Origin of the sequence: Chryseobacterium sp. Leaf404 (assembly GCF_001424145.1) — a bacterium.
Classification (GTDB): Bacteria; Bacteroidota; Bacteroidia; order Flavobacteriales; family Weeksellaceae; genus Chryseobacterium.
In genome coordinates this window covers 85,837-105,523 of sequence record NZ_LMQM01000001.1, presented here as the reverse complement: position 1 = coordinate 105,523, position 19,687 = coordinate 85,837, and the positions used below count along the sequence as shown (strand labels likewise).

Genomic DNA, 19,687 nt, shown 5'->3' with positions numbered 1-19,687 from the left:
GGAAAATTTTTCCGAAGCTTTTATTTTATTGATTACTGTCATCGAGAAGATGACCGAAGAAATCTTTTTTTGTCTGAAGATAACCACGGCTGTTATCGTTGGCAGGAATCTGCAGTGGAATTCTAGAGTTCAGTGCAATATTGCTTTCCTCTACAAACCTTACTTTTTCGGGATTGTTTGTTAAAAGATTGATATTTTTTACTCCAAGATTATTGAGAATGTCAATAGCAATTCCGAAGTTCCTGTCGTCCGCGGGAAGTCCCAGCTCCAAATTGGCCTGAACGGTATCTAAACCTTTTTCCTGAAGAGAATAAGCGCGGAGTTTGTTGATAATCCCTATATTTCTGCCTTCCTGCCGAAGGTAAACTATTATTCCGCCATTTTCATGCATGTACTTCATGGCAGCGTCCAGTTGCTGTCCGCATTCGCATTTCTGAGAATGGAAAACTTCTCCCGTGATACATTCTGAGTGAAATCTGACGTTGATTGGCTGAGTAAAATCTGTGTTTTCGGCGATGATGGCCATATGCGGCATCCAGTCGTTGGCATTTTCAGCAAAAGCGATCATTCGGAAAATGCCGTGTTCTGTGGGAACATTAGCTTCCGCCTGAATTGTAATCATGTAATAAATCTATTATTTTTTATTGGCATTAACCGAATTTTCGATTACAGCAATATTGGTTTTAATGCGCACAAGATATCTGTTGAGGATATCATTTTCGTCTGTACTGAGGGATTTTCGTAGTTTCTGTATCTTTCTGTAAGACTGCTGCATATTTTTCAGTTGTCTGTTTTTTGCAGTACTGTTTCCTGCATCCAGTGCGTAGAGATAATTTTGAAGACTGTATTTCAAAACAGAAATCTCCTCATTAACTGCTTTTTTAGAGAAAACAGGAAAACTGGAAAGAAGATTGCTTATTTCGGCAGCATTCGTATTTTCAGAAATTTTCTGTGAAATATCTCCGGACCCGTCAGTCTTTTTTTCAGTACTGCTACCTCCCGGAACTGGTGAAGTGTTACCTTTTTCAGTAGCACAGGACCAGAGAACACATATTATTGATACAGCTAAAAAAGTTTTTTTCATTTTTGCTCCTTTTGATAAAGGATTGGGTTAAGGCTTTCATCATTGTACATTTTCATTTGTTTGTACACCTTCATCTTAACATTCCCGTTCTCAATATCTAAAAGAAGCTGATCTATTGAAACTGAAAGATCTACTTTCTGCGTAAGAAGTACATCTAATTTTATCTGACAGTTTGCACGGTGTTCTTCAGAAGCGCTCTCTCTGTTTGCTTCCAAAGCCATGTGGTAAACTTTTAGAGCCAAAATAGACAATCGGTCTACTGCCCAAGCCGGAGTTTCAGTATTGATTTTCGCATCTGTTTTCGGAGAAATATCTTTGTATTTGTCTAAAAACCAACTGTCTATGAATTCAACAAGGTCAGTACGCTGTTGATTGGATGCATCAATTTTTCTTTTAAGCTGTAAAGCTTCAGCAGGGTCAATATTTTCGTCTCTGATAATATCTTCAAAATGCCACTGAACGGTATCAATCCAGTTTTTTGCATACAAAATCCGTTCCAAACTGTTTAATTCGTACGGGTTATTAATGGGCGTATCTACGCTATCAAAAACGTGATAGTCTTCAATACTTCGATTGAAGACTTTCCAGGCAGTCTCGGTAAAATTCATTGAAAAAGTTTCTTAATTTACTGTAGTGTTGCTGTTATTCACAGGTGGAGTTTCTTTCTTCACTTCAGTTTTGTCTTCTTCTTTTACAGAATCTTTAAATTCTTTAATTCCGGAACCCAAACCTCTCATTAATTCAGGGATTTTTTTACCTCCGAAAAGCAAAAGAACTACTACTATTACAAGAATCCAATGCCATGGAGCAAACGGGGTCAATATTGTTAATGATTGCATGATATTTTTTTTACAAAGTTAATCTTTTTTTAATATGAAATCCATCCTAACGGATCTACCGGTGTTGTTCCATTCCAAACCTGGAAATCAAGTGTATAAGCACCATCAAAATCCTGACCAATTGCACCTACCGAAGTTCCTGCAGAAACCTGTTGACCTTTAGAAACGCTTACACTCGTAAGGTTATCATAAATAGTAAAATAGCTTCCGTGCTTGATAATCACTGTTTTAGTGCCATCATTATTTGCAATCACTGAATTCACATTTCCCGGGAATACCGCTTTGGCTCTAGAGCCTGCGGGAACGGAAATCTTAATTCCACTGTTCTCTTCTTTAATATTTTTAAACACCGGGTGCGGCTGAATACCAAATCTGTGGGTAATTTGACCTTTATCTACCGGGAAACCAATTTTCCCTCTGTTTTCGGCAAAATTATTTCCGGCGATACCTGATGATACTCCAAAATTGGTATAAGCTTTAGTCTCAGCTACTTTTTTCTCGTCAGCTGTCTTTTTTTCAAGTGCTGTCTCTGCGGCACGGGCTGCTTTCAGTTTGTTTGCTGCTTCTCTTGCTTTCACATTTGCTTCCTCAGAAGCCTTTATTGCGGCGTTTTTTCTTTCTTCATCCCTAGCATTGGCTGCAACTTTTGCTGCATCGGCTGTACGCTTTTTTTCTTCTTCCACTTTCTTGGCAGCAAGTTCGTTGGCTTTTTTAGCCTCAGCTTCAGCTATTTTTCTCTCTTTTTCCAAAGCTTCGGCACGTGCTCTGTTTTCTGCCTCAATTCTTGCTTTTTCTCTTTCTGCTGCTAACTTAGCCAAGCGTATTTTCTCTGCATCCGCTTTTTTACGGGCTTCTTCCTCAGCTTTTGCAACGCGTATTTCTTCAGCAATAATGGATCTGATCTGACCTTCCAATGCTTTATTACGCGTTTGTTTCTGCTTCAGTTCGGCAGACAGTACACCTTCATTTTTCTTAAATTCTGCAACCAGCTGTTCTTTCTGTCTTCTTTCTACTTCAATGGTTGAAAGATCTTTTTTCTGATTAACTAAAAGATTTTCTTTTGCGTCTGCTGATCTTTTTTTAGACTCAACAGATTTCTTCAGTTCCACTGCGGCATTGGTAATTTCCGTAGCTTTTTTATCCTGATAATCTGCATATTGCTTCAGGTACTGAACTCTTCTTAAAGCCTCACCAAGGTTTTTAGAAGATAAAATAAATGTAACTTTATTCTGAACTCCCTTGTTTTTATACGCTTTAACCAAAACTTCCGAGTAGTTTTTCCTTAAAACGGCCAACTCTTTGTTCTGCCTGTTAATTTCAAGCTGACGGAGATATATTTCGTTCTCTATAAATTTCTTTTCCTTCTGCGTATTGTTGTAAACCTTTTCTCTGAGAGCTAATTTCTGATTAACATTGGTTAGATATGATACAGAAAGTTTAGATTCATTTCTGGTTTTTGCAAGTTCTGAGTTGATCTGAGCAATCTGCTTTTTCAGATCTGCACTTTCTTTCTGCAGCTGTTCTTTATTTTTCTGAGCATTCCCAAGTCCGAAGATTAGAACGCAAAGCAAAAAACTGATACTTTTGATCATTTGATTTCAATTTTCTTATAACTGGACGGTACCGAATATGGGGTTTCCATCCGTGAAAAGACAAAATTCGTGTTTTCTAATAAAATCTGGCTGTTTTTGCTTCCTTTTATAATTATTTTAACATTCTTTGGGAGTTTTACGTTGTTCGGCTGAGTCTCCCAGTTTGAATATACGATTTCTACTGCATCATCGGATTTCACATCTTTCAGCTTTAAGTCTTCAAGGTTGTAATCTTCAGAATACTGAAGGTTTAGTTTGTATTCACGCTCACCATTTTCGGTGGTAAATTTCAGGTTTGTGATAGATTCCATCTGGTAACCCTGCATATTTTTGGTGATTCTTGCATTTCTGTTGGATAGTGTGAAAAATGTTCTCCCTATCAGTAATTTTTCAAGATTTTTGTAATCGAAAAAATTGACGTTTAAGAGATTGTTTAAGTATTCAAAATCCGAATCGATGTAGTTTTTATTGTATTTGTCAACAGCCTTAATTCCTTCAGGTGTAATTATGGCTCTCGCTGCATTGAAAAAAAGAAAATCAATTTTTGACCAGATTTTTTTGTCAGTCTCTATATAAATTATAGCATCCAGCGGACTTACCCGGATATTATCTGCCGTAATTTTACTTGTGATTTTCAGATAGTCAAATTTTTCATGAAGGTAAATTTTTTCATAAAAATTAAGACGGTCGGCCACATTTTCTGTGGCATCTATCGGTTGATCTGGATCTGAATTTCTTACAACAAGACTGTCTGAATTCTGCGCAGTATCAGTAACTGCTTTTTTCGATTTACAGCTGAAAATGAAGAGGGTAAGAATAAGTAAGGGAATCCATTTTTTCATATCGGAATTTGCTAAAACTTTGCAATATTAACGCCAAACCACACAAAATCTTTTGTGTGGTCTGGAATAATATTCACTAAAAATAAGAATTTAAAATGACTTATTTGGATAAAAAGTCTAAAACAGAAAAATCTCCCAGAGAAATTTCTCTCGCAACACCGAAATACTGTGCAGAGTTTCCAATCATTGAGTTTGAAAGGTTGCCGTGGTTGATCTTCGTGTTTTCCTGAATCAGGGAGTTTTCTATGTTTGAGTTCACAATTTCTGTATTATTTCCCAAAGAGACGCCAGGTCCTACTTTCGAATTTGAAATCTTCACATTTTCACCGATAAAACAAGGCTGAATAATTAAAGAATTTTCAATTTTTGCAGAGGTTGGAAAGTTTGACATCGCTTCTCTTTCGTATTCCAGAATCTTTGAATTGGTTTCTACCGTAGCATTTTTGTTTCCGCAGTCCATCCAGTCGTTTACTTTTCCCAAACTGAATTTTCCACCTTTAGCTCTCAGGTTTTCCAGAGCGGTTGTCAGCTGATATTCTCCACCGTTTTTAATGTCGTTATCCATGATATAATTGATTTCAGACATTAGTTTTTCGGCAGAATTAAAATAGTAAATTCCGATAATGGCAAGATCTGAAACAAATTCCTGTGGTTTTTCCACGAAATCAGTGATGAATCCGTAGTTGTCTAATTTCACAACACCAAAAGCAGAAGGATCTTCCACACTTTTTACCCAAATAACTCCATCGGCATTTTTATCTAAAATAAAATCTGCACGGAACAGGGTGTCTGCGTAAGCAATCACTACATTTCCTTCCATTGAGGCCTCGGCACATTTCAAAGAGTGCGCGGTTCCCAGGGGTTCCAGCTGATGATAGATGCTTCCTTTGGCACCTAATTTAGCTGCAATATCCAAAAGAGATTTTTCAATTTCAGGACCGAAATCTCCGATGATGAAGGCCACTTCTTCAATTTTTTCTCCCGCAACTTTTGCAATATCTTCCACCAATCTCTGTACAATTGGTTTTCCTGCGATAGGAATCAGTGGTTTCGGTACAGTTAAAGTATGAGGGCGAAGTCTTGAACCACGGCCAGCCATTGGTACTATTATTTTCATGTGTTGATCTTTTATAAAGTTTAATGTTTAAATTATGATTTTCTGAGAATTTTATTGATCATCGTACGTTCGTTGTATATCAGGAATCCGATGAAGAAGAGAAAAAGTCCGTTCCCGATAAAATAATTGGTTCTGAAAAAATAAAACGAAATCATCGAAATGACAACCGAAAAAACAATATAAACTCCGATTTTTTTAATGTTATAATGAATAGGATACTGAATTCTGCCCCAAATGTAAGAAATTACCATCATACTTCCATACGTAGTGAGTGCAGCGATGGCGCTTGCCCAATATCCGTACTTTGGTATAAATAAAAAGTTGATGAGAATCGTAATTGCAGCTCCTATCAATGAAATATAAAGCCCAACTCTTGTCTGGTCTGATAACTTGTACCAAATTGAAAGATTCAGATAAATTCCTAAGAATAAAGCTCCGAGCATAACGTAAGGTATAATCTCGATTCCTTCGAAATACATTGGGTCGCCCAAATATTTTTCAGAGATCCACTGTAAATTAACCATCAGGCCGGCAAAGATTAAACAGTTACAGATGACGAAAACATCCATTAAGACCGCATATGTTTTATGATTGTTTTTATCTTTAAAACTTGAGAAAAAGTAGGGCTCAATACCTAACTGATATGCCTGTCTGAAAACTGTAATGAAAGTTGCAATTTTGTAAACCGAACCATACACACCAATTTGATGTTTAGCCTGATTTTCCGGCAGGAGATATTTTAAAAACTGACGGTCTAAAGTCTGATTAATAATTCCCGCCAACCCCGCAACCATTACAGGCCAGGAATAGTTCATAATCCTTTTCCAGAGTGGAAAACTGAATTTTTTAAAACTGAAATTCACAAATTCCTTTCCTACAATCAATAAAGTGATGATACTCTGAATAAGATTTGCGATAAAGACATAACCTACACCAATTTCGGGGTCATATTTCAAACCTAAAATTCCTTGAGGGTATTCCGGAAGAATTACAATAAAAAAATAAGTTAGTGAAAAATATACTACTGAACCAATCACCTTTGATGCTGTGTACAGAACTGGCTTTCCTTCAAGCCTTAAAACCGCAGATGGAATGGTTGAAAATGCATCAAACGTCAAAATGAAAAGAAACATCACCAGATAGCTGACCTGATCGGGTGTTTCGAAAGCGTTGGCTAAATCCTGTCTGAAGGTGTATCCTAAAACTAAATAAATAAAACCTATTGCTAAAATACTCATCGAACAGGTAGAAACGAGAGTTTTTTTATCAATCTCTTTCTCCTGTGCAAAACGGAAAAATGAGGTTTCCATCCCATGTGTAAGGAGAACTGTAATCACGCCAGCAATAGAATACCAGTCTACAAATGGCGATGCAGCAGAAGGACCGTACGCATTGGTAATAACGGGTGCAACTAAAAAAGGAAAAATTCTTACCAAAACAGAACTCAGCCCATAAACCGCCGTTTGTCCGAATAATTTTTTATACAAGATTTACATTTTAATTGTGCAAATGTAAATATTTAGAATGTGATATTTTATTTTGAAGATTAAAATTCATTCATAAATCTTAATTTTATGGCCACAAGCTGATACGTTTCAACTCAACTTAATTTTTTTTAAATTTGTATAAAATTTTAGTTATGACCACATTTACGATAAATTTACGGATGAAAAAGAAATCAAAACATTTGTAGGGATTTTGAAAGCTTTGGGCATAAAGGCAAAAAAAACTGAAGAAGACAATTCTTACATTTATGAAGAATTGAAAGCTGAAATTGAGAAAGCCAGAAAAGATGTAGAGACAGGAAAATTAAAACCTACAACCACTGATGAGCTATGGGCAAGTATAGATTAATTGTTCTGACAATGCCAAAAGAGATATTTGAAAAATAAAAAATCAGGAAACAGATCTGAAGTGAAAAAAGTAGAATCTTTTCTTGAAGAAATCCAGACCTATCCACGCTCAAGAGCAGGAAAATTAATAAAAAAGACAGATTCGTTTATGAAATTTTTGAAGACAGAATTTTAGTCACCGTTGTACGTGCTTTAGGCCATTACCTCGACAAATAACTATATTTAATATTTTTTGCCCGGCTGAGTTCGGGTTATTTTTTAATCTTTACCAATGAAAATTCTAATAAAAAACGCCCAAATCGTCAATGAAAGAAAGATTTTCCAAAGCGATATTCTTATTGAGGATGATTTAATTTCAAAAATCGGTTCGGATATTTCTGATGAAGCTGATCAGATTATAGACGCATCAGGAAAATATCTTTTGCCCGGAATTATTGATGACCAAGTTCATTTCCGCGAGCCAGGCTTGACGCACAAAGGCGACATCGAATCTGAATCCCGTTCTGCAATCGCAGGCGGAACTACAAGCTTTATAGAACAGCCGAACACGGTTCCCAATGCTGTAACCCAAGAGTTATTAGCGGATAAATACGAAATCGCATCCCAAAAATCTTTTGCTAACTACGGTTTTATGATGGGCGGAACGAACGATAATTTAGAGGAAGTTTTAAAAACAAATCCCAGAAATGTTCCCGGAATCAAGTTGTTTTTAGGATCATCCACCGGAAATATGCTGGTGGATAATCCCGAAACTTTAGAGAAGATCTTCAGCAACACCAAAATGCTGATTGCCGTTCATTGCGAAGACGAAGCGACTGTAAGAGAAAATACGCAGAAATATATGGATGAATACGGCGAAGATATTCCCGTGAAATTTCATCACCTAATCAGAAGCGAAGAAGCCTGCTACAAATCTTCTTCAAAAGCGGTGGAGCTGGCGAAAAAAACCGGTGCGAGGCTTCACGTGTTCCATTTGTCTACGGCAAAAGAAATGGAACTTTTCAGAAATGATATTCCTTTAAAGGAGAAAAAAATAACGGCAGAAGTCTGCGTTCATCATCTGACATTTACCAATGAAGATTACGAAACAAAAGGCGGTTTAATCAAATGGAACCCCGCAGTAAAAACTGAGAAAGACAGAGACGGTCTCTGGGAAGCGTTGCTGGATGACAGAATCGATGTACTTGCAACAGACCACGCGCCACACACGTGGGAAGAAAAACAGAATGTTTATCCGAAATGCCCGTCCGGAGCGCCTTTGGTACAGCATTCTCTAAGCCAGATGCTTGAGCATTGCATCAACCAAAAGATTTCTCTGGATAAACTGGTAGAAAAAATGTGTCACAACCCTGCGGTTTTGTTTAGAATTGAAAAAAGAGGCTTCATCAGAAAAGGTTACAAGGCAGATTTGGTTTTAGTAGATTTTAAAGATAAACAGACCGTTTCTAAAGAAAATATCCTTTACAAATGCGGATGGAGTCCGCTGGAAGGAACTGAATTTCATTCAAAAGTCACACACACTTTCGTCAACGGAAATCTGGTTTACGAAAACGGAAAAATCAATGAAGAAAAATTTGGGGAGCGTTTGCTTTTTGCAGTTGAAGAATAAACTATAAAGACTGCAGATTTTGCAGTCTTAATTTTCTTTAAATCTCACGCAGATCAAGCCAATTCAGCAGATAATTTAATCGGCATAATGAGCTCAATCTGCGTGAGAATTTTTTTATTTTAATCTAAAATTAATCAATAACAATGCTTTCAATTCCTTTATTTAAGCCATTTTCCATCATTCCGGGTATTGCAAGACCTTCTGCACGAAAGACGCTGATGTTGTTAACGCCATAAAAGCCAAAAATATTTTTGACAAAAGGAACGTTGGAATCAAGGGCTTCATTGGGACCTGCGGAATAAATATTTCCTGAAGTAAAGGCAACATACAGTTTCTTATCATTCAACAAACCTTTTGGGCCGTTTTCATCGTATTTGAAAGTATATCCCGCTCTCGACGTAAAATCAAAATAAGCTCTGAGGCTCGCAGGAACCGAAAAATTATACATCGGGGAATCCAGTACAATAATATCAGCTTCCTGCAATTCTGAAATCAGTCCAATTGAATATTGGTTAATTTCTGCCTGTTCAGGAGAATGATTTTCTGCCGGTGTGAAAAAAGCGTTAATGTGTTTTTCCTCTAAAAGTGGAGCCGGATTTTCTGTCAGGTCACGTTCTTTTATAACAGCTCCCGAATATTTTTCCTGAATTTTTTCAATAACTGCATTTCCTAATTTTCTGCTTGCAGACATTTCTTTTCTCGGGCTGGTGATGATGTGAAGTACATTTTTCATATATGAATAACTTTTTTTAAGGGTTGATGAATAGCCTCGTCGGCACATTCATTTTTAATGATTAAAAATTTCTGTAGCAAAATTATGTATATTTGCTTATTAAAAGTAAGTAGTGAACAAAAGGTTAGTAGTAACCTTTGGGTAAGTATTAGGTGGAAATTATGGGAAATAATCTCGAATTGGAAGAGCCAATGACAAAAGTAAGATGCACCGAAAGTTTATCGTCGGTGGAAGATGCCATTTACGTCATCGGGGGAAAGTGGAAACTGAAAATCATCATCGCACTCCAGGAACACGGAAGTATCCGCTTTAATGAACTGCAGAGAATGGTGGCCGGAATTTCGGCAAGAGTGCTTTCAAATGAGTTGAAAGATTTGGAATTAAACGGTTTCGTGAAAAGAATCGTTCACAGCGAGCAAATGCCTGTGGTGGTAGAATATATTTCTACAGATTACAGCAAAACGCTGAAGCCGGTTATAGCAGCACTTTCCGAGTGGGGGAGAACACATAAAAATAATATCAGGCAGGATTTGTTTTAGTTAAATGACTGCCTGAATTCCAATGGCGACAAATGCGTTTTCTTTTTAAAAAGTGTAGAAAAAGACTGCGAATGCTCAAATCCCAGTTCATAAGCAATTTCACTTACTGATAATTCTGTGGTTGAAAGTTTCTCTTTCGCTTTACTGATGAGCTTTTCGTGAATGTGTTGCTGAGTATTCTGTCCGGTATGAAAACGCAGAAGATCGCTCAGATAGTTCGGGGAAAGATTCATCGCTTCGGCAATCTGATGAACCGTTAAAAGCCCTTTTTCAGAAGATTCTTTATCAAAATATTCATTCAGAAACTTTTCAAATTTCACCAGTAACTGATGGTTATTGTTTTTTCTTGTGATAAACTGCCGCTCATAAAAACGGTTGGAATACTGGAGCAAAGTCTCGATATGCGAAAGGATAATTTCCTGCGTATATTTATCAATGTGACTGCATTCTTTATCTATTTTACTGTATATTTCGAGCAAGTCATTTTCCTCATCTTCAGAAAGATGCAGCGCTTCGTTCACTGCATATGAGAAAAATCCGTAGTTTGAAATCGTAGTTACCAGAGAATGTTTCAGCAGAAAATCTTCGTGAAAAATCAAAACAAAACCTTTGCTTTCACAATCCATTGTCTGCAAATCAAGATATTGCACCTGATTGGGGGCTGTAAAACTCAAAACACCCTTATCATAATCATAATGTTGCTGGCCGTACCGTATTTTGCCGGTCGCCTCACGTTTCAGAGCAACGCAGTAAAAACGGTTGGTAAAGCCCTTCCAGACCTCATCTTCAATAAAGATACTTTTCGACAGATCGACTACGCTCACCAGCGGATGTTTCGGCTCCGGAAGTGAAAGTAATCTGTGAAAATCTGAAATTGATTTTATTGTATTCATAACTACAAATTCTAAATATTAAAGGTAATGATTTGGGCAGCTTAATCCGCCTTCCGCTCCCAATCTTTTTTGCAGACGATTTCATCTAAGTTGAACTTGAGGAGCTGGCAAAAAAGGATTTCCGCTCAAGTCGGGCTGCAGTCGTATTGCGTTTTAATTTATATCTTCGAATCGCAACTAATAAATATTTTGATGATCAAACCTCTCAAATTAAAAAAATAGGCGAGGTTTAATTTTAAAATAGATCTGCAAAATTTGCTTAATCTGCGAGAGTTATTAAAATCAATAATCCAAAAGTCCCATACTGAACTCATCGTAAGGCGCACCCGTATCTGTTCCTAAAGGTACAATACTTTCCAGTTTTGCAAGGTCATTTTCGCTTAAAACAATTTGGCTGGCTTCAATATTCTGTTCAAGATAAGTTCGGCGTTTCGTCCCGGGAATGGGAACAATTCCTTTGCTGATAATCCAAGCCAGAGCCAGTTGGGAAGAAGTAATTCCTTTATCTTCCGCCATATTTTCAATCGCTTCCACCAGCTCAATGTTTTTGTGAAAATGGGAATCCTGAAATCTTGGAATGCCTCTTCTGAAATCATTTTCCGGCAAATCATCCACCGATCTGATGTTTCCGGAAAGAAATCCTCTTCCCAGGGGAGAATACGCCACAAAACCAATTCCCAGTTCATCCAGAGTTTTAATCACGCCTTTTTCTTCAACAGTTCTTTCAAACAGAGAATATTCGCTTTGTACAGCAGTAACGGGATGAACTGCGTGCGCTTTTTTTACCGTCTCCGAAGAAACTTCAGACAGACCGATGTAGCCTATCTTTCCTTCTTTCACAAGGTCGCTCATTGCGCCCACCGTTTCTTCAACCGGAATATTTTTGTCGAGACGGTGCATATAGTAAAGGTCAATGTAGTCAGTTTTCAGATTTTTAAGAGACCTTTCAACAGATTTTTTTACATAATCTTTCTGCCCATTTATTTTCCAGGTTACCTGTTCGTTGTCATCAATCTCCCAGCCGAATTTTGTTGCAATGATGTACTGGTCACGTTTTCCGTCAATCGCTTTTGCAATGAGCTTTTCGTTTGTAAAAGGACCGTACAGATCGGCAGTGTCTAGAAAATTTCCGCCCAGTTCCAAAGAACGGTGAATGGTGGCAACCGCTTCCTGCTCATCAGATTTACCATACATATCTGCATCGCCAAAACCCGTCATTCCCATACAGCCCAAACCGATGTTCGGAATGATTAACCCTTGATTTCCCAATTTTACTTTTTTCATTTTATCTTGATTTTAATAAAGCAAAGTTGATGAGAATTCAGAAACATAATGTTTGCAAAACGCGGATTCCTGTATTCAAAATACTTAAGGCTATTTTTTGTTTGAGGAATTATTTGTAACCGTTAAAAAATTAAACAATTGTCATCAAACTTTTTGCAGAATGGAATTTTCTTTTTAATTTTACCTAACAAATGTTAGTTAGTTTTATTTAGCTTAATAAAGAATGAATTCATTTTATAAATTAAAAACTGTAAAAGTTCAGAAAGATACTAATGATGCAGTGAATGTAGCATTGGAAATTCCTGAGGAACTGAAAGATAAATTCAGATTTAAACAGGGGCAGTATCTGAATTTTAAACTCATGGTAAACGGTAACGAAGAACGCCGTTCTTATTCCATCTGCAATGCACCGAGCGAAAAAAGCAACACGCTGGAAGTTTTGGTTAAGCTTTTGGAAAACGGTAAAGTTTCAGGATATTTCAATGAGCATCTTCACATGGATGAGGTTTTGGAAGTGATGCCTCCGATGGGCGGTTTCAATACTTCTTATCATCCAAGCAATACAAAAACTTACGTTGGATTGGCAGCAGGAAGCGGAATCAGCCCGATTCTTTCGAATCTGAAGGAAAGCCTTTATCAGGAACCTAATTCAAATGCGTATCTTTTCTATAGCAACAGAAGCATGAATCATGTGATGAAAAAAGCTGAGATTGATAAGTTAGTTGAGCAGTTCAACGGAAGACTGAAAGTAGTGTATCTGGTAAGCCGTGAAAAACACGCAGACCCGATTTTTGAAGGAAGAATTTCTCCGGAAAAATTAGACCATTTATTTGAAAGATATACAGACATCGACGTAAAGGAAGCTACTTATTTTATTTGTGGACCTTCGGATATGATTAAAGGGATTTCTGATTATTTAAAGAAAGATAAAAAAGTACCTGCCATTCAGGTTTTGTTTGAATATTTCTCGGCTCCGGATGAAGAAGATTCTGCGGAAATGAGTGATGAATTCAAAGCAATTGCCAATATTGAAAGTATGGTAACGGTGATTATCGATGATGATGAATATTCGTTCCATTTGAATTCAAAAAAAGAGAGTATCTTAGATAAAGCATTGAAAGACAATCTTCCTGTACCTTTCGCTTGTAAAGGAGGAGTTTGTTGTACGTGTAAAGCGGAAGTTCTCGAAGGAGAAGTTTTCATGGAGAAAAATTTCGCGCTTACCGAAGACGAAGTAGCCAGAGGTTTTGTTCTGACTTGCCAGTGTCATCCGACTACGAATGTGGTGATGCTTAATTATGATGTTTAATTAACTAATGTAACAATCTACCAATGTAAAAATGTAACAATCAATTTGTCTTGCTGAGCTTGTCGAAGCATTTCATTGGTAAACTGTTAAATTGGTACATTGTTAAATTATTAACACATTGCTAAATTGAAAAAATTATGGATTTAGAAAAATTCGTACAATACGTACACGACGAAAATAAAGTAGAACCGAAAGATGTAATGCCCGACGATTACAGAAAATTATTGGTTCGTCAGATTTCACAGCACGCGCATTCTGAGATTGTCGGGATGTTGCCGGAAGCCAACTGGGTTTCAAGAGCGCCTTCACTGAGAAGAAAAATGGCTCTTTTGGCTAAAGTTCAGGATGAAGCAGGTCACGGTTTATACCTTTATTCTGCAACTGAAACTTTAGGAAACGGAACCATCAGAGCCGACAGAGATGCGACTTACGAAGATATGTTGGAAGGAAAAGCAAAATATTCAAGTATTTTCAATTATCCAACTTTGAGCTGGGCAGATATTGGCGCAATCGGTTGGTTGGTTGATGGTGCTGCAATCATGAATCAGGTAATGTTGATGGGGAATTCTTACGGTCCTTATTCAAGAGCGATGGTGAAAATCTGTAAAGAAGAATCTTTTCACCAAAGACAAGGTTACGAGATTTTGATGGCACTTTGTCGTGGTACAAAACAACAGAAAGAAATGGCTCAGGCTTCGTTAAACCGTTTTTGGTGGCCGGCTTTAATGATGTTTGGCCCGAATGACGACAGTTCGCCCAACTCTAAAATCTCGATGAACTACAGAGTGAAAAGAGAGAGCAATGACAGTCTCCGTCAGAGATTTATCGACGTTACGGTTTCTCAGGCTGAATTTTTAGGCCTAACCGTTCCGGATAAAGACTTAAAATGGAACGAGGAAAGACAACATTACGATTTCGGAGAACTTCCATGGGATGAATTCATGGAAATCTTAAAAGGGAACGGCCCTGCAAACAAAAAAAGACTGCAGACCAAAGTAAAAGCACAGCAGGAAAACCTTTGGGTAAAAGAGGCAGCGAAAGCTTTTGCGGAAAAACAAACAGAAAAAATTTAAGAAATTTTAGAAGTGTATAAAGGAAGATTTGGAGATTATTATATTATTAAAACTTGGCTTCTCGTTGTAGTTGTCTCTCCGCTTTTTTATACATTATTTGTTGGATATAACGACGGAAAATTTGACTTTAATGATTATTTCACGTTTGTGTTTTTGTCAATTGTTTTTGGTTTTGTAATCGCAATTCCATCTTATGTAATAATTGAAATTTTATATAGAATTTTAAGCAAAACAAAATTATCAAACTGGAATATATTTTCAATAATTTCATTTTTTTCTTTAATTACTACAAATATTTCATATTATTTATTTTTTGGTAAAAATATGTTTAGAGATGAAGCGAAAATTGGAGGACTTCCATTTGTAGTAATTTATAGTTTGTTCTTAATGACCGGACTTTTATATTTCAAGAAAAATTTAAAATCAAAAAAACTCTAAATCTTTAGAAAAAAAATATGGCAAATTTAGATATGTGGGAAGTGTTTATTCAGACTAAACCGGGATTATCTCACAAACACGTTGGAATTGTACAGGCGCCAACAGCAGAAATGGCTTTGCAGAACGCAAGAGACGTTTATACAAGAAGAAAAGAAGGAACTTCTGTTTGGGTAGTTCCAAGTAAATATATCGTGACTTCGGAAGGAATCGATAAAGAAGCATTCTTCGATCCTGCTGATGACAAATTGTACCGTCATCCGACGTTCTATGATATTCCTAATGATGTGAAAAATATGTAAAACAGCGATTGGCTGTTAGCTGCTGGCAATTGGCCAATAGCTAACAGCTAACAGCAAAAGCTAAAATAATGAACCCATTATATAATTATTTATTAAAACTAGCAGACGACAGTTTCATTATGGGACAGCGTTTGTCTGCGTGGTGTGGTGAAGGTCCTTATCTTGAGGAAGATATTGCTTTGACAAACATTGCTTTGGATGAGCTCGGTCAGGCCAACAATTTTTACGTGTACGCTTCGAGAGTTGCCGATAACGGAAAAAGTGAAGATGATTTGGCTTTCCTGAGATATGAGCACGAATATTTAAACGCACACTGGACAGAACTTCCCAACGAAGATTATGCTCAGACCATTTTGAAAGTGTATGTTTTTTCTGTGTATCAAAAACTGATGTACGAAGCTTTGTCGAATTCAACGAACGAAGAACTTTCAGCCATAGCTCAGAAATCTTTGAAAGAAGTAAGATATCATTACACGCACGCTGCGTCATGGATGAAAATTTTCGGACAGGGTACTGAAGAAAGTAAAATGCGTCTGGAAAGATCCATCGAAAATATCTGGGAATACACCAAAGGTCTATTCGCAAAAACAGAAGGTGAAGATGATTTAATTGCTTTAAATATCGCTCCAAATACTGATGCTTTGTATGAAGATTTTGTATCAATTACAATCAAAGATTTCGCAGATTTCGGTTTGGAATACCCAACAAATCCTTTCATGCAGCCAAAATCAAGAACAGGTTATCACACTGAATACTTTGGATTTATTCTTTGTGAATTGCAGTATATGCAGAGAGCTTATCCTGGTTGTACGTGGTAGTAAAAAATGTACCAATATATCAATGTAACAGTCTAGCAATGATTGTTACATTGATACACTGTTAAATTGTTAGATTTGAAATTGAAAAATCCTTTAGAAATATTAGAATTAGTCCCCGATCCGGAAATTCCGGTGATCAATATCGTGGAATTGGGCATTGTAAGAGAAGCGAAAATTACCAGCGAAAATTCTTGCGAAGTAACGATTACGCCGACGTATTCTGCCTGTCCCGCCATGTTTACCATTGAGGAAGACATCATCAAAATCATGAAGGAAAACGGTTGGGATGCGAAAGTCGTTACCAAAATGTTTCCGATTTGGACGACAGATTGGCTGACGGATGAAGCGAGAGAAAAACTCCGTGTTTACGGAATTTCACCTCCTGAAAAAGGAGCAGACGAAAATCATATCGGGAAACCGAAAAAATGCCCTCGCTGCGGTTCGATGAATTCCAAGCAAATCAGCAGATTCGGGTCTACTTTATGTAAGGCTTCGTATCAGTGCTTAGACTGTCTGGAACCGTTTGATTATTTTAAATGCCACTAATTGATGTAGCAATTTAATAATGTAACAATTTACCAATGTTAAGAACATTGTTATATTGGTAAACTGATACATTGCTACATTTTTATTATTAAATTAGTACATTATTAAATTTAAAAAATTAATACTATGTATACACAACTCGATATTGAATCTCATTTTGACGGAAAATTAAAAATCGCTTACCTCAATCAGCCTGATACTATGAATGCGCTTACAAAGCCGTCTTTAGGAGATTTAAAAGATTTCATTAAAGAGTGCAGCGATGATCCTACGGTAAGATGCGTGGCGATTTCAGGAAGAGGAAGAGCTTTTTGTTCTGGTCAGAACTTAGATGATGCTTTCGTTCAAGGTAACGATCATCATGATGACGATATTATCAGAAGAATTGTAACCGATTATTACAATCCTTTGGTGCTTGAAATTACCCGTTGCAAAAAGCCTGTTGTGGCTTTGGTAAATGGTCCTGCAGTCGGTGCCGGTGCTATGTTGGCACTGATTTGTGACTTTGTTTTAGCCAATAATAAAGCATATTTTGCTCAGGCATTTTCAAATATTGGTTTAATTCCTGATACGGGTGGAACTTATTTCTTACCTAAATTATTAGGAAGACAATTGGCCAATTACTTGGCATTTACCGGTAAAAAATTATCGGCTGAAGAATCAAAATCTTATGGTTTGGTAGCTGAGGTTTTTACTGAAGAAGAATTCAATTCAAAATCAATGGAAATTTTAGAAAAGGTTTCGAATATGCCGACGGTGGGTTTAAAATTAACCAAAAAAGCATTCGCTGCTTCTTATAATAATTCATTGAAAGATCAATTGGAACTCGAAGGAGATTTACAGCAGGAAGCCGCTGAAACAGAAGATTTCAAGGAAGGTGTAAGTGCATTTTTAGAGAAAAGAAAACCTGAATATAAAGGAAAGTAAGAATTAATATAACAATGTACCAATGTAGCAGTTTACCAATGAAGTGCTTCGACGAGATCAGCATGACAGAGATTGTTACATTGTTACATTGATACACTGTTACATTATGAAATATGTAGGAATTATCGGTGCCGGAACTATGGGAATTGGCATCGCACAGGTAGCTGCAACGAATGGATGCAAAGTTTGGGTCTACGACGCCAACGCAAAACAGGTAGAAACGGCAACCGTAGGTCTGGAAAAAACATTAAGCAGATTGGTCGATAAGCAAAAGATTTCATCAGAAAAAATGGTTGAAATTTTATCCAATATTTCCATTGCTACTGAATTGAAGGACTTCATAGACTGCGAATTAGTCATTGAAGCCATCATTGAAAATAAGGAAATCAAGACCAAAGTTTTCACAGAATTAGAGAAACATGTTTCTGAAAACTGTGTGATTGCTTCCAATACATCATCCATTTCCATAACTTCTCTCGGTGCAGAACTGCAAAAACCGGAGCGTTTCATCGGAATTCACTTTTTTAATCCGGCTCCTCTGATGCCTTTGGTTGAAATTATTCCATCTTTACTCACAGAAAAATCTTTAGCCGAAAAAATGTACAGTCTAATGAAAGATTGGGGCAAAGTTCCGGTTATTGCCAAAGATATTCCTGGATTTATCGTCAACAGAATTGCCCGTCCTTTTTACGGAGAGGGTTTAAGAATTGTTGAGGAAAACATCGCAACGGTAGAACAGGTTGATGATGCCATGAAAACTTTAGGAAATTTCAAAATGGGACCTTTTGAATTAATGGATCTCATTGGTGTTGATGTTAATTTCTCCGTAACAAAAACTGTTTACAACGAATATTTTTACGATCCCAAATACAAGCCTTCGCTACTTCAGCAAAGAATGTCTGAAGCCAAACTTCACGGAAGGAAAACCGGAAAAGGCTTCTATGATTATGCTGAGGATGCTGTAAAAACGGAACCTGTAAAAGACAATGCACTATATCAGCAGATATTTTTAAGAATTATCTCCATGTTGATTAATGAAGCGGTTGAAGCAAAAAGATTAGGGATTGCTACTGACGAAGACTTAGAATTGGCGATGCAGAAGGGTGTCAATTATCCAAAAGGATTACTGGCTTGGGGAAAAGAAATTGGATATGCAGAAATCTCTGAAACTTTACAGAATCTTTACGAAGAATATCAGGAAGAGAGATACAGACAAAGTCCGTTGCTTCGTAAAATGTAACAATATATCAATCTAACAATGTAGCAATCGTATTGTCATGCTGAGCTTGTCGAAGCATTTTTCGGTAAACTGTTTCATTGTTAAATTATAAAAATCATGACTCAGAAAAAAATAATCTCATCTTTTGCAGTAGCATTGTTCTCGACAATATTTGTAGGAGGAATATTTTATTTAACAGATAATCGTTTTAAAACCGCAGAAGATGAAAGAATGTTCAGTTGGGGTTTTGTAATTATTTATTTTTCAGGAATGTTTACAGTAAGTCTTTTCGCGGACAAGTTGATGGGCTTTTTCAAAAAGAACCAATAAAATAAATGTTGATGGATTTAACTGGCTTTAAAGCCGAATTGGAAACAAGGCTTTCCATCGAAAAAGAATATATTATTGAGGAACTTTCGACAGTCAATGATGATGAAAAGCTGGATTTGTTGGGAAAGTTCAATGAAAAATATAAAGATCTCATTAAACGAATTGCCATTGAAGAAGGAATAGATTTAAATGCTTTGGATGCTTCAGAAAATTCAGCTGATGATTTAACGAATGAACAGGTAATTTTCGGAAAAACAATGAGTATTTATGACGAGCTGTCTGATGAATTATATGAGGAAATAACGAGCAAATATTAAATAAAAAATAAATTTTAGTCACAGTA

General features: G+C 36.8%; 25 protein-coding genes. 14 read left to right on the top strand and 11 right to left on the bottom strand.

Annotated features, from left to right (window positions below; translation table 11 throughout):
* Positions 1-25 precede the first annotated feature (25 nt).
* From ribA to ASG31_RS00425, 8 genes are all read right to left on the bottom strand, one after another.
* Positions 26-622: a GTP cyclohydrolase II gene (gene ribA / locus ASG31_RS00460; RefSeq protein WP_056026551.1), complete on the bottom strand. Its 597-nt coding sequence runs from the start codon at positions 620-622 to the stop codon at positions 26-28.
* 12 nt (positions 623-634) lie between these two features.
* Complete coding sequence (locus ASG31_RS00455) at positions 635-1,084, bottom strand: hypothetical protein (protein WP_056026548.1); 450 nt, start codon at positions 1,082-1,084, stop codon at positions 635-637.
* Positions 1,081-1,692 carry a DUF4254 domain-containing protein gene (locus tag ASG31_RS00450; RefSeq protein ID WP_056026545.1) on the bottom strand — a complete coding sequence of 204 codons (612 nt, stop codon included), beginning with the start codon at positions 1,690-1,692 and terminating at the stop codon, positions 1,081-1,083. Before ASG31_RS00450 ends, ASG31_RS00455 begins: the two co-directional genes overlap by 4 nt.
* A gap of 12 nt (positions 1,693-1,704) precedes the next feature.
* Positions 1,705-1,923, bottom strand: coding sequence for a twin-arginine translocase TatA/TatE family subunit (locus ASG31_RS00445; protein ID WP_056026542.1), 219 nt, complete (start codon positions 1,921-1,923; stop codon positions 1,705-1,707).
* Between the two features lie 29 nt (positions 1,924-1,952).
* Positions 1,953-3,515: a murein hydrolase activator EnvC family protein gene (locus ASG31_RS00440; RefSeq protein ID WP_056026539.1), complete on the bottom strand. Its 1,563-nt coding sequence runs from the start codon at positions 3,513-3,515 to the stop codon at positions 1,953-1,955.
* Positions 3,512-4,357 carry a DUF4292 domain-containing protein gene (locus ASG31_RS00435; RefSeq protein WP_056026536.1) on the bottom strand — a complete coding sequence of 282 codons (846 nt, stop codon included), beginning with the start codon at positions 4,355-4,357 and terminating at the stop codon, positions 3,512-3,514. The genes ASG31_RS00440 and ASG31_RS00435 overlap by 4 nt, the downstream gene beginning before the upstream one ends.
* A gap of 100 nt (positions 4,358-4,457) precedes the next feature.
* A complete protein-coding gene (locus ASG31_RS00430; RefSeq protein WP_056026533.1) occupies positions 4,458-5,474 on the bottom strand; it encodes a sugar phosphate nucleotidyltransferase in 1,017 nt (338 codons plus the stop codon).
* Positions 5,475-5,506: 32 nt separating this feature from the next.
* Entirely contained in the window at positions 5,507-6,961 is a 1,455-nt protein-coding gene (locus ASG31_RS00425) for a lipopolysaccharide biosynthesis protein (protein ID WP_056026530.1), read from the bottom strand.
* A gap of 211 nt (positions 6,962-7,172) precedes the next feature.
* On the opposite strand from ASG31_RS00425, the gene ASG31_RS18485 reads away from it, so the two are divergent.
* The 3 genes from ASG31_RS18485 to ASG31_RS00420 all read left to right on the top strand — a co-directional run bounded on the left by ASG31_RS18485 (position 7,173) and on the right by ASG31_RS00420 (position 8,936).
* Positions 7,173-7,328, top strand: coding sequence for a hypothetical protein (locus ASG31_RS18485; RefSeq protein WP_157844426.1), 156 nt, complete (start codon positions 7,173-7,175; stop codon positions 7,326-7,328).
* A 27-nt stretch (positions 7,329-7,355) separates the two neighbouring features.
* The gene (locus ASG31_RS18480; RefSeq protein WP_157844425.1) at positions 7,356-7,502 is read left to right on the top strand and encodes a hypothetical protein; all 147 of its coding nucleotides are present in this window, start codon (positions 7,356-7,358) and stop codon (positions 7,500-7,502) included.
* A gap of 96 nt (positions 7,503-7,598) precedes the next feature.
* Positions 7,599-8,936: a dihydroorotase gene (locus ASG31_RS00420; RefSeq protein ID WP_056026528.1), complete on the top strand. Its 1,338-nt coding sequence runs from the start codon at positions 7,599-7,601 to the stop codon at positions 8,934-8,936.
* Between the two features lie 130 nt (positions 8,937-9,066).
* Here ASG31_RS00420 and ASG31_RS00415 read toward each other — a convergent pair whose 3' ends face one another.
* Positions 9,067-9,669: an FMN-dependent NADH-azoreductase gene (locus ASG31_RS00415; protein WP_056027998.1), complete on the bottom strand. Its 603-nt coding sequence runs from the start codon at positions 9,667-9,669 to the stop codon at positions 9,067-9,069.
* Positions 9,670-9,830: 161 nt separating this feature from the next.
* Here ASG31_RS00415 and ASG31_RS00410 point away from each other — a divergent pair, with 161 nt between their 5' ends.
* Positions 9,831-10,208 carry a winged helix-turn-helix transcriptional regulator gene (locus tag ASG31_RS00410; RefSeq protein WP_056026525.1) on the top strand — a complete coding sequence of 126 codons (378 nt, stop codon included), beginning with the start codon at positions 9,831-9,833 and terminating at the stop codon, positions 10,206-10,208.
* On the opposite strand, the gene ASG31_RS00405 is transcribed toward ASG31_RS00410, so the two are convergent.
* A complete protein-coding gene (locus ASG31_RS00405) occupies positions 10,205-11,101 on the bottom strand; it encodes a helix-turn-helix domain-containing protein (protein WP_056026522.1) in 897 nt (298 codons plus the stop codon). The genes ASG31_RS00410 and ASG31_RS00405 overlap by 4 nt on opposite strands.
* A gap of 282 nt (positions 11,102-11,383) precedes the next feature.
* Positions 11,384-12,385, bottom strand: coding sequence for an aldo/keto reductase (locus tag ASG31_RS00400; protein ID WP_056026519.1), 1,002 nt, complete (start codon positions 12,383-12,385; stop codon positions 11,384-11,386).
* Positions 12,386-12,608: 223 nt separating this feature from the next.
* On the opposite strand from ASG31_RS00400, the gene ASG31_RS00395 reads away from it, so the two are divergent.
* From ASG31_RS00395 to ASG31_RS00350, 10 genes are all read left to right on the top strand, one after another.
* Positions 12,609-13,694 carry a 2Fe-2S iron-sulfur cluster-binding protein gene (locus ASG31_RS00395; protein WP_056026516.1) on the top strand — a complete coding sequence of 362 codons (1,086 nt, stop codon included), beginning with the start codon at positions 12,609-12,611 and terminating at the stop codon, positions 13,692-13,694.
* Positions 13,695-13,831: 137 nt separating this feature from the next.
* Positions 13,832-14,767 carry a 1,2-phenylacetyl-CoA epoxidase subunit PaaA gene (paaA, locus tag ASG31_RS00390; protein ID WP_056026512.1) on the top strand — a complete coding sequence of 312 codons (936 nt, stop codon included), beginning with the start codon at positions 13,832-13,834 and terminating at the stop codon, positions 14,765-14,767.
* Between the two features lie 12 nt (positions 14,768-14,779).
* Positions 14,780-15,205 (top strand): hypothetical protein, encoded by a 426-nt coding sequence (locus ASG31_RS00385; RefSeq protein WP_056026509.1) that lies wholly within the window; start codon positions 14,780-14,782, stop codon positions 15,203-15,205.
* 17 nt (positions 15,206-15,222) lie between these two features.
* Complete coding sequence (paaB, locus tag ASG31_RS00380; protein WP_034679196.1) at positions 15,223-15,504, top strand: 1,2-phenylacetyl-CoA epoxidase subunit PaaB; 282 nt, start codon at positions 15,223-15,225, stop codon at positions 15,502-15,504.
* Between the two features lie 68 nt (positions 15,505-15,572).
* Positions 15,573-16,322, top strand: a complete 750-nt coding sequence (paaC, locus tag ASG31_RS00375) for a 1,2-phenylacetyl-CoA epoxidase subunit PaaC (RefSeq protein ID WP_056026507.1) — start codon at positions 15,573-15,575, stop codon at positions 16,320-16,322.
* A gap of 81 nt (positions 16,323-16,403) precedes the next feature.
* A complete protein-coding gene (gene paaD, locus ASG31_RS00370; protein WP_056026504.1) occupies positions 16,404-16,868 on the top strand; it encodes a 1,2-phenylacetyl-CoA epoxidase subunit PaaD in 465 nt (154 codons plus the stop codon).
* 126 nt (positions 16,869-16,994) lie between these two features.
* The gene (locus ASG31_RS00365; protein WP_056026501.1) at positions 16,995-17,795 is read left to right on the top strand and encodes an enoyl-CoA hydratase-related protein; all 801 of its coding nucleotides are present in this window, start codon (positions 16,995-16,997) and stop codon (positions 17,793-17,795) included.
* 106 nt (positions 17,796-17,901) lie between these two features.
* Positions 17,902-19,035 (top strand): 3-hydroxyacyl-CoA dehydrogenase NAD-binding domain-containing protein, encoded by a 1,134-nt coding sequence (locus ASG31_RS00360; protein ID WP_056026498.1) that lies wholly within the window; start codon positions 17,902-17,904, stop codon positions 19,033-19,035.
* A gap of 96 nt (positions 19,036-19,131) precedes the next feature.
* Positions 19,132-19,344 carry a hypothetical protein gene (locus ASG31_RS00355; RefSeq protein WP_056026495.1) on the top strand — a complete coding sequence of 71 codons (213 nt, stop codon included), beginning with the start codon at positions 19,132-19,134 and terminating at the stop codon, positions 19,342-19,344.
* Positions 19,345-19,355: 11 nt separating this feature from the next.
* Positions 19,356-19,661 carry a hypothetical protein gene (locus ASG31_RS00350; protein WP_131725476.1) on the top strand — a complete coding sequence of 102 codons (306 nt, stop codon included), beginning with the start codon at positions 19,356-19,358 and terminating at the stop codon, positions 19,659-19,661.
* Positions 19,662-19,687: the final 26 nt, after the last annotated feature.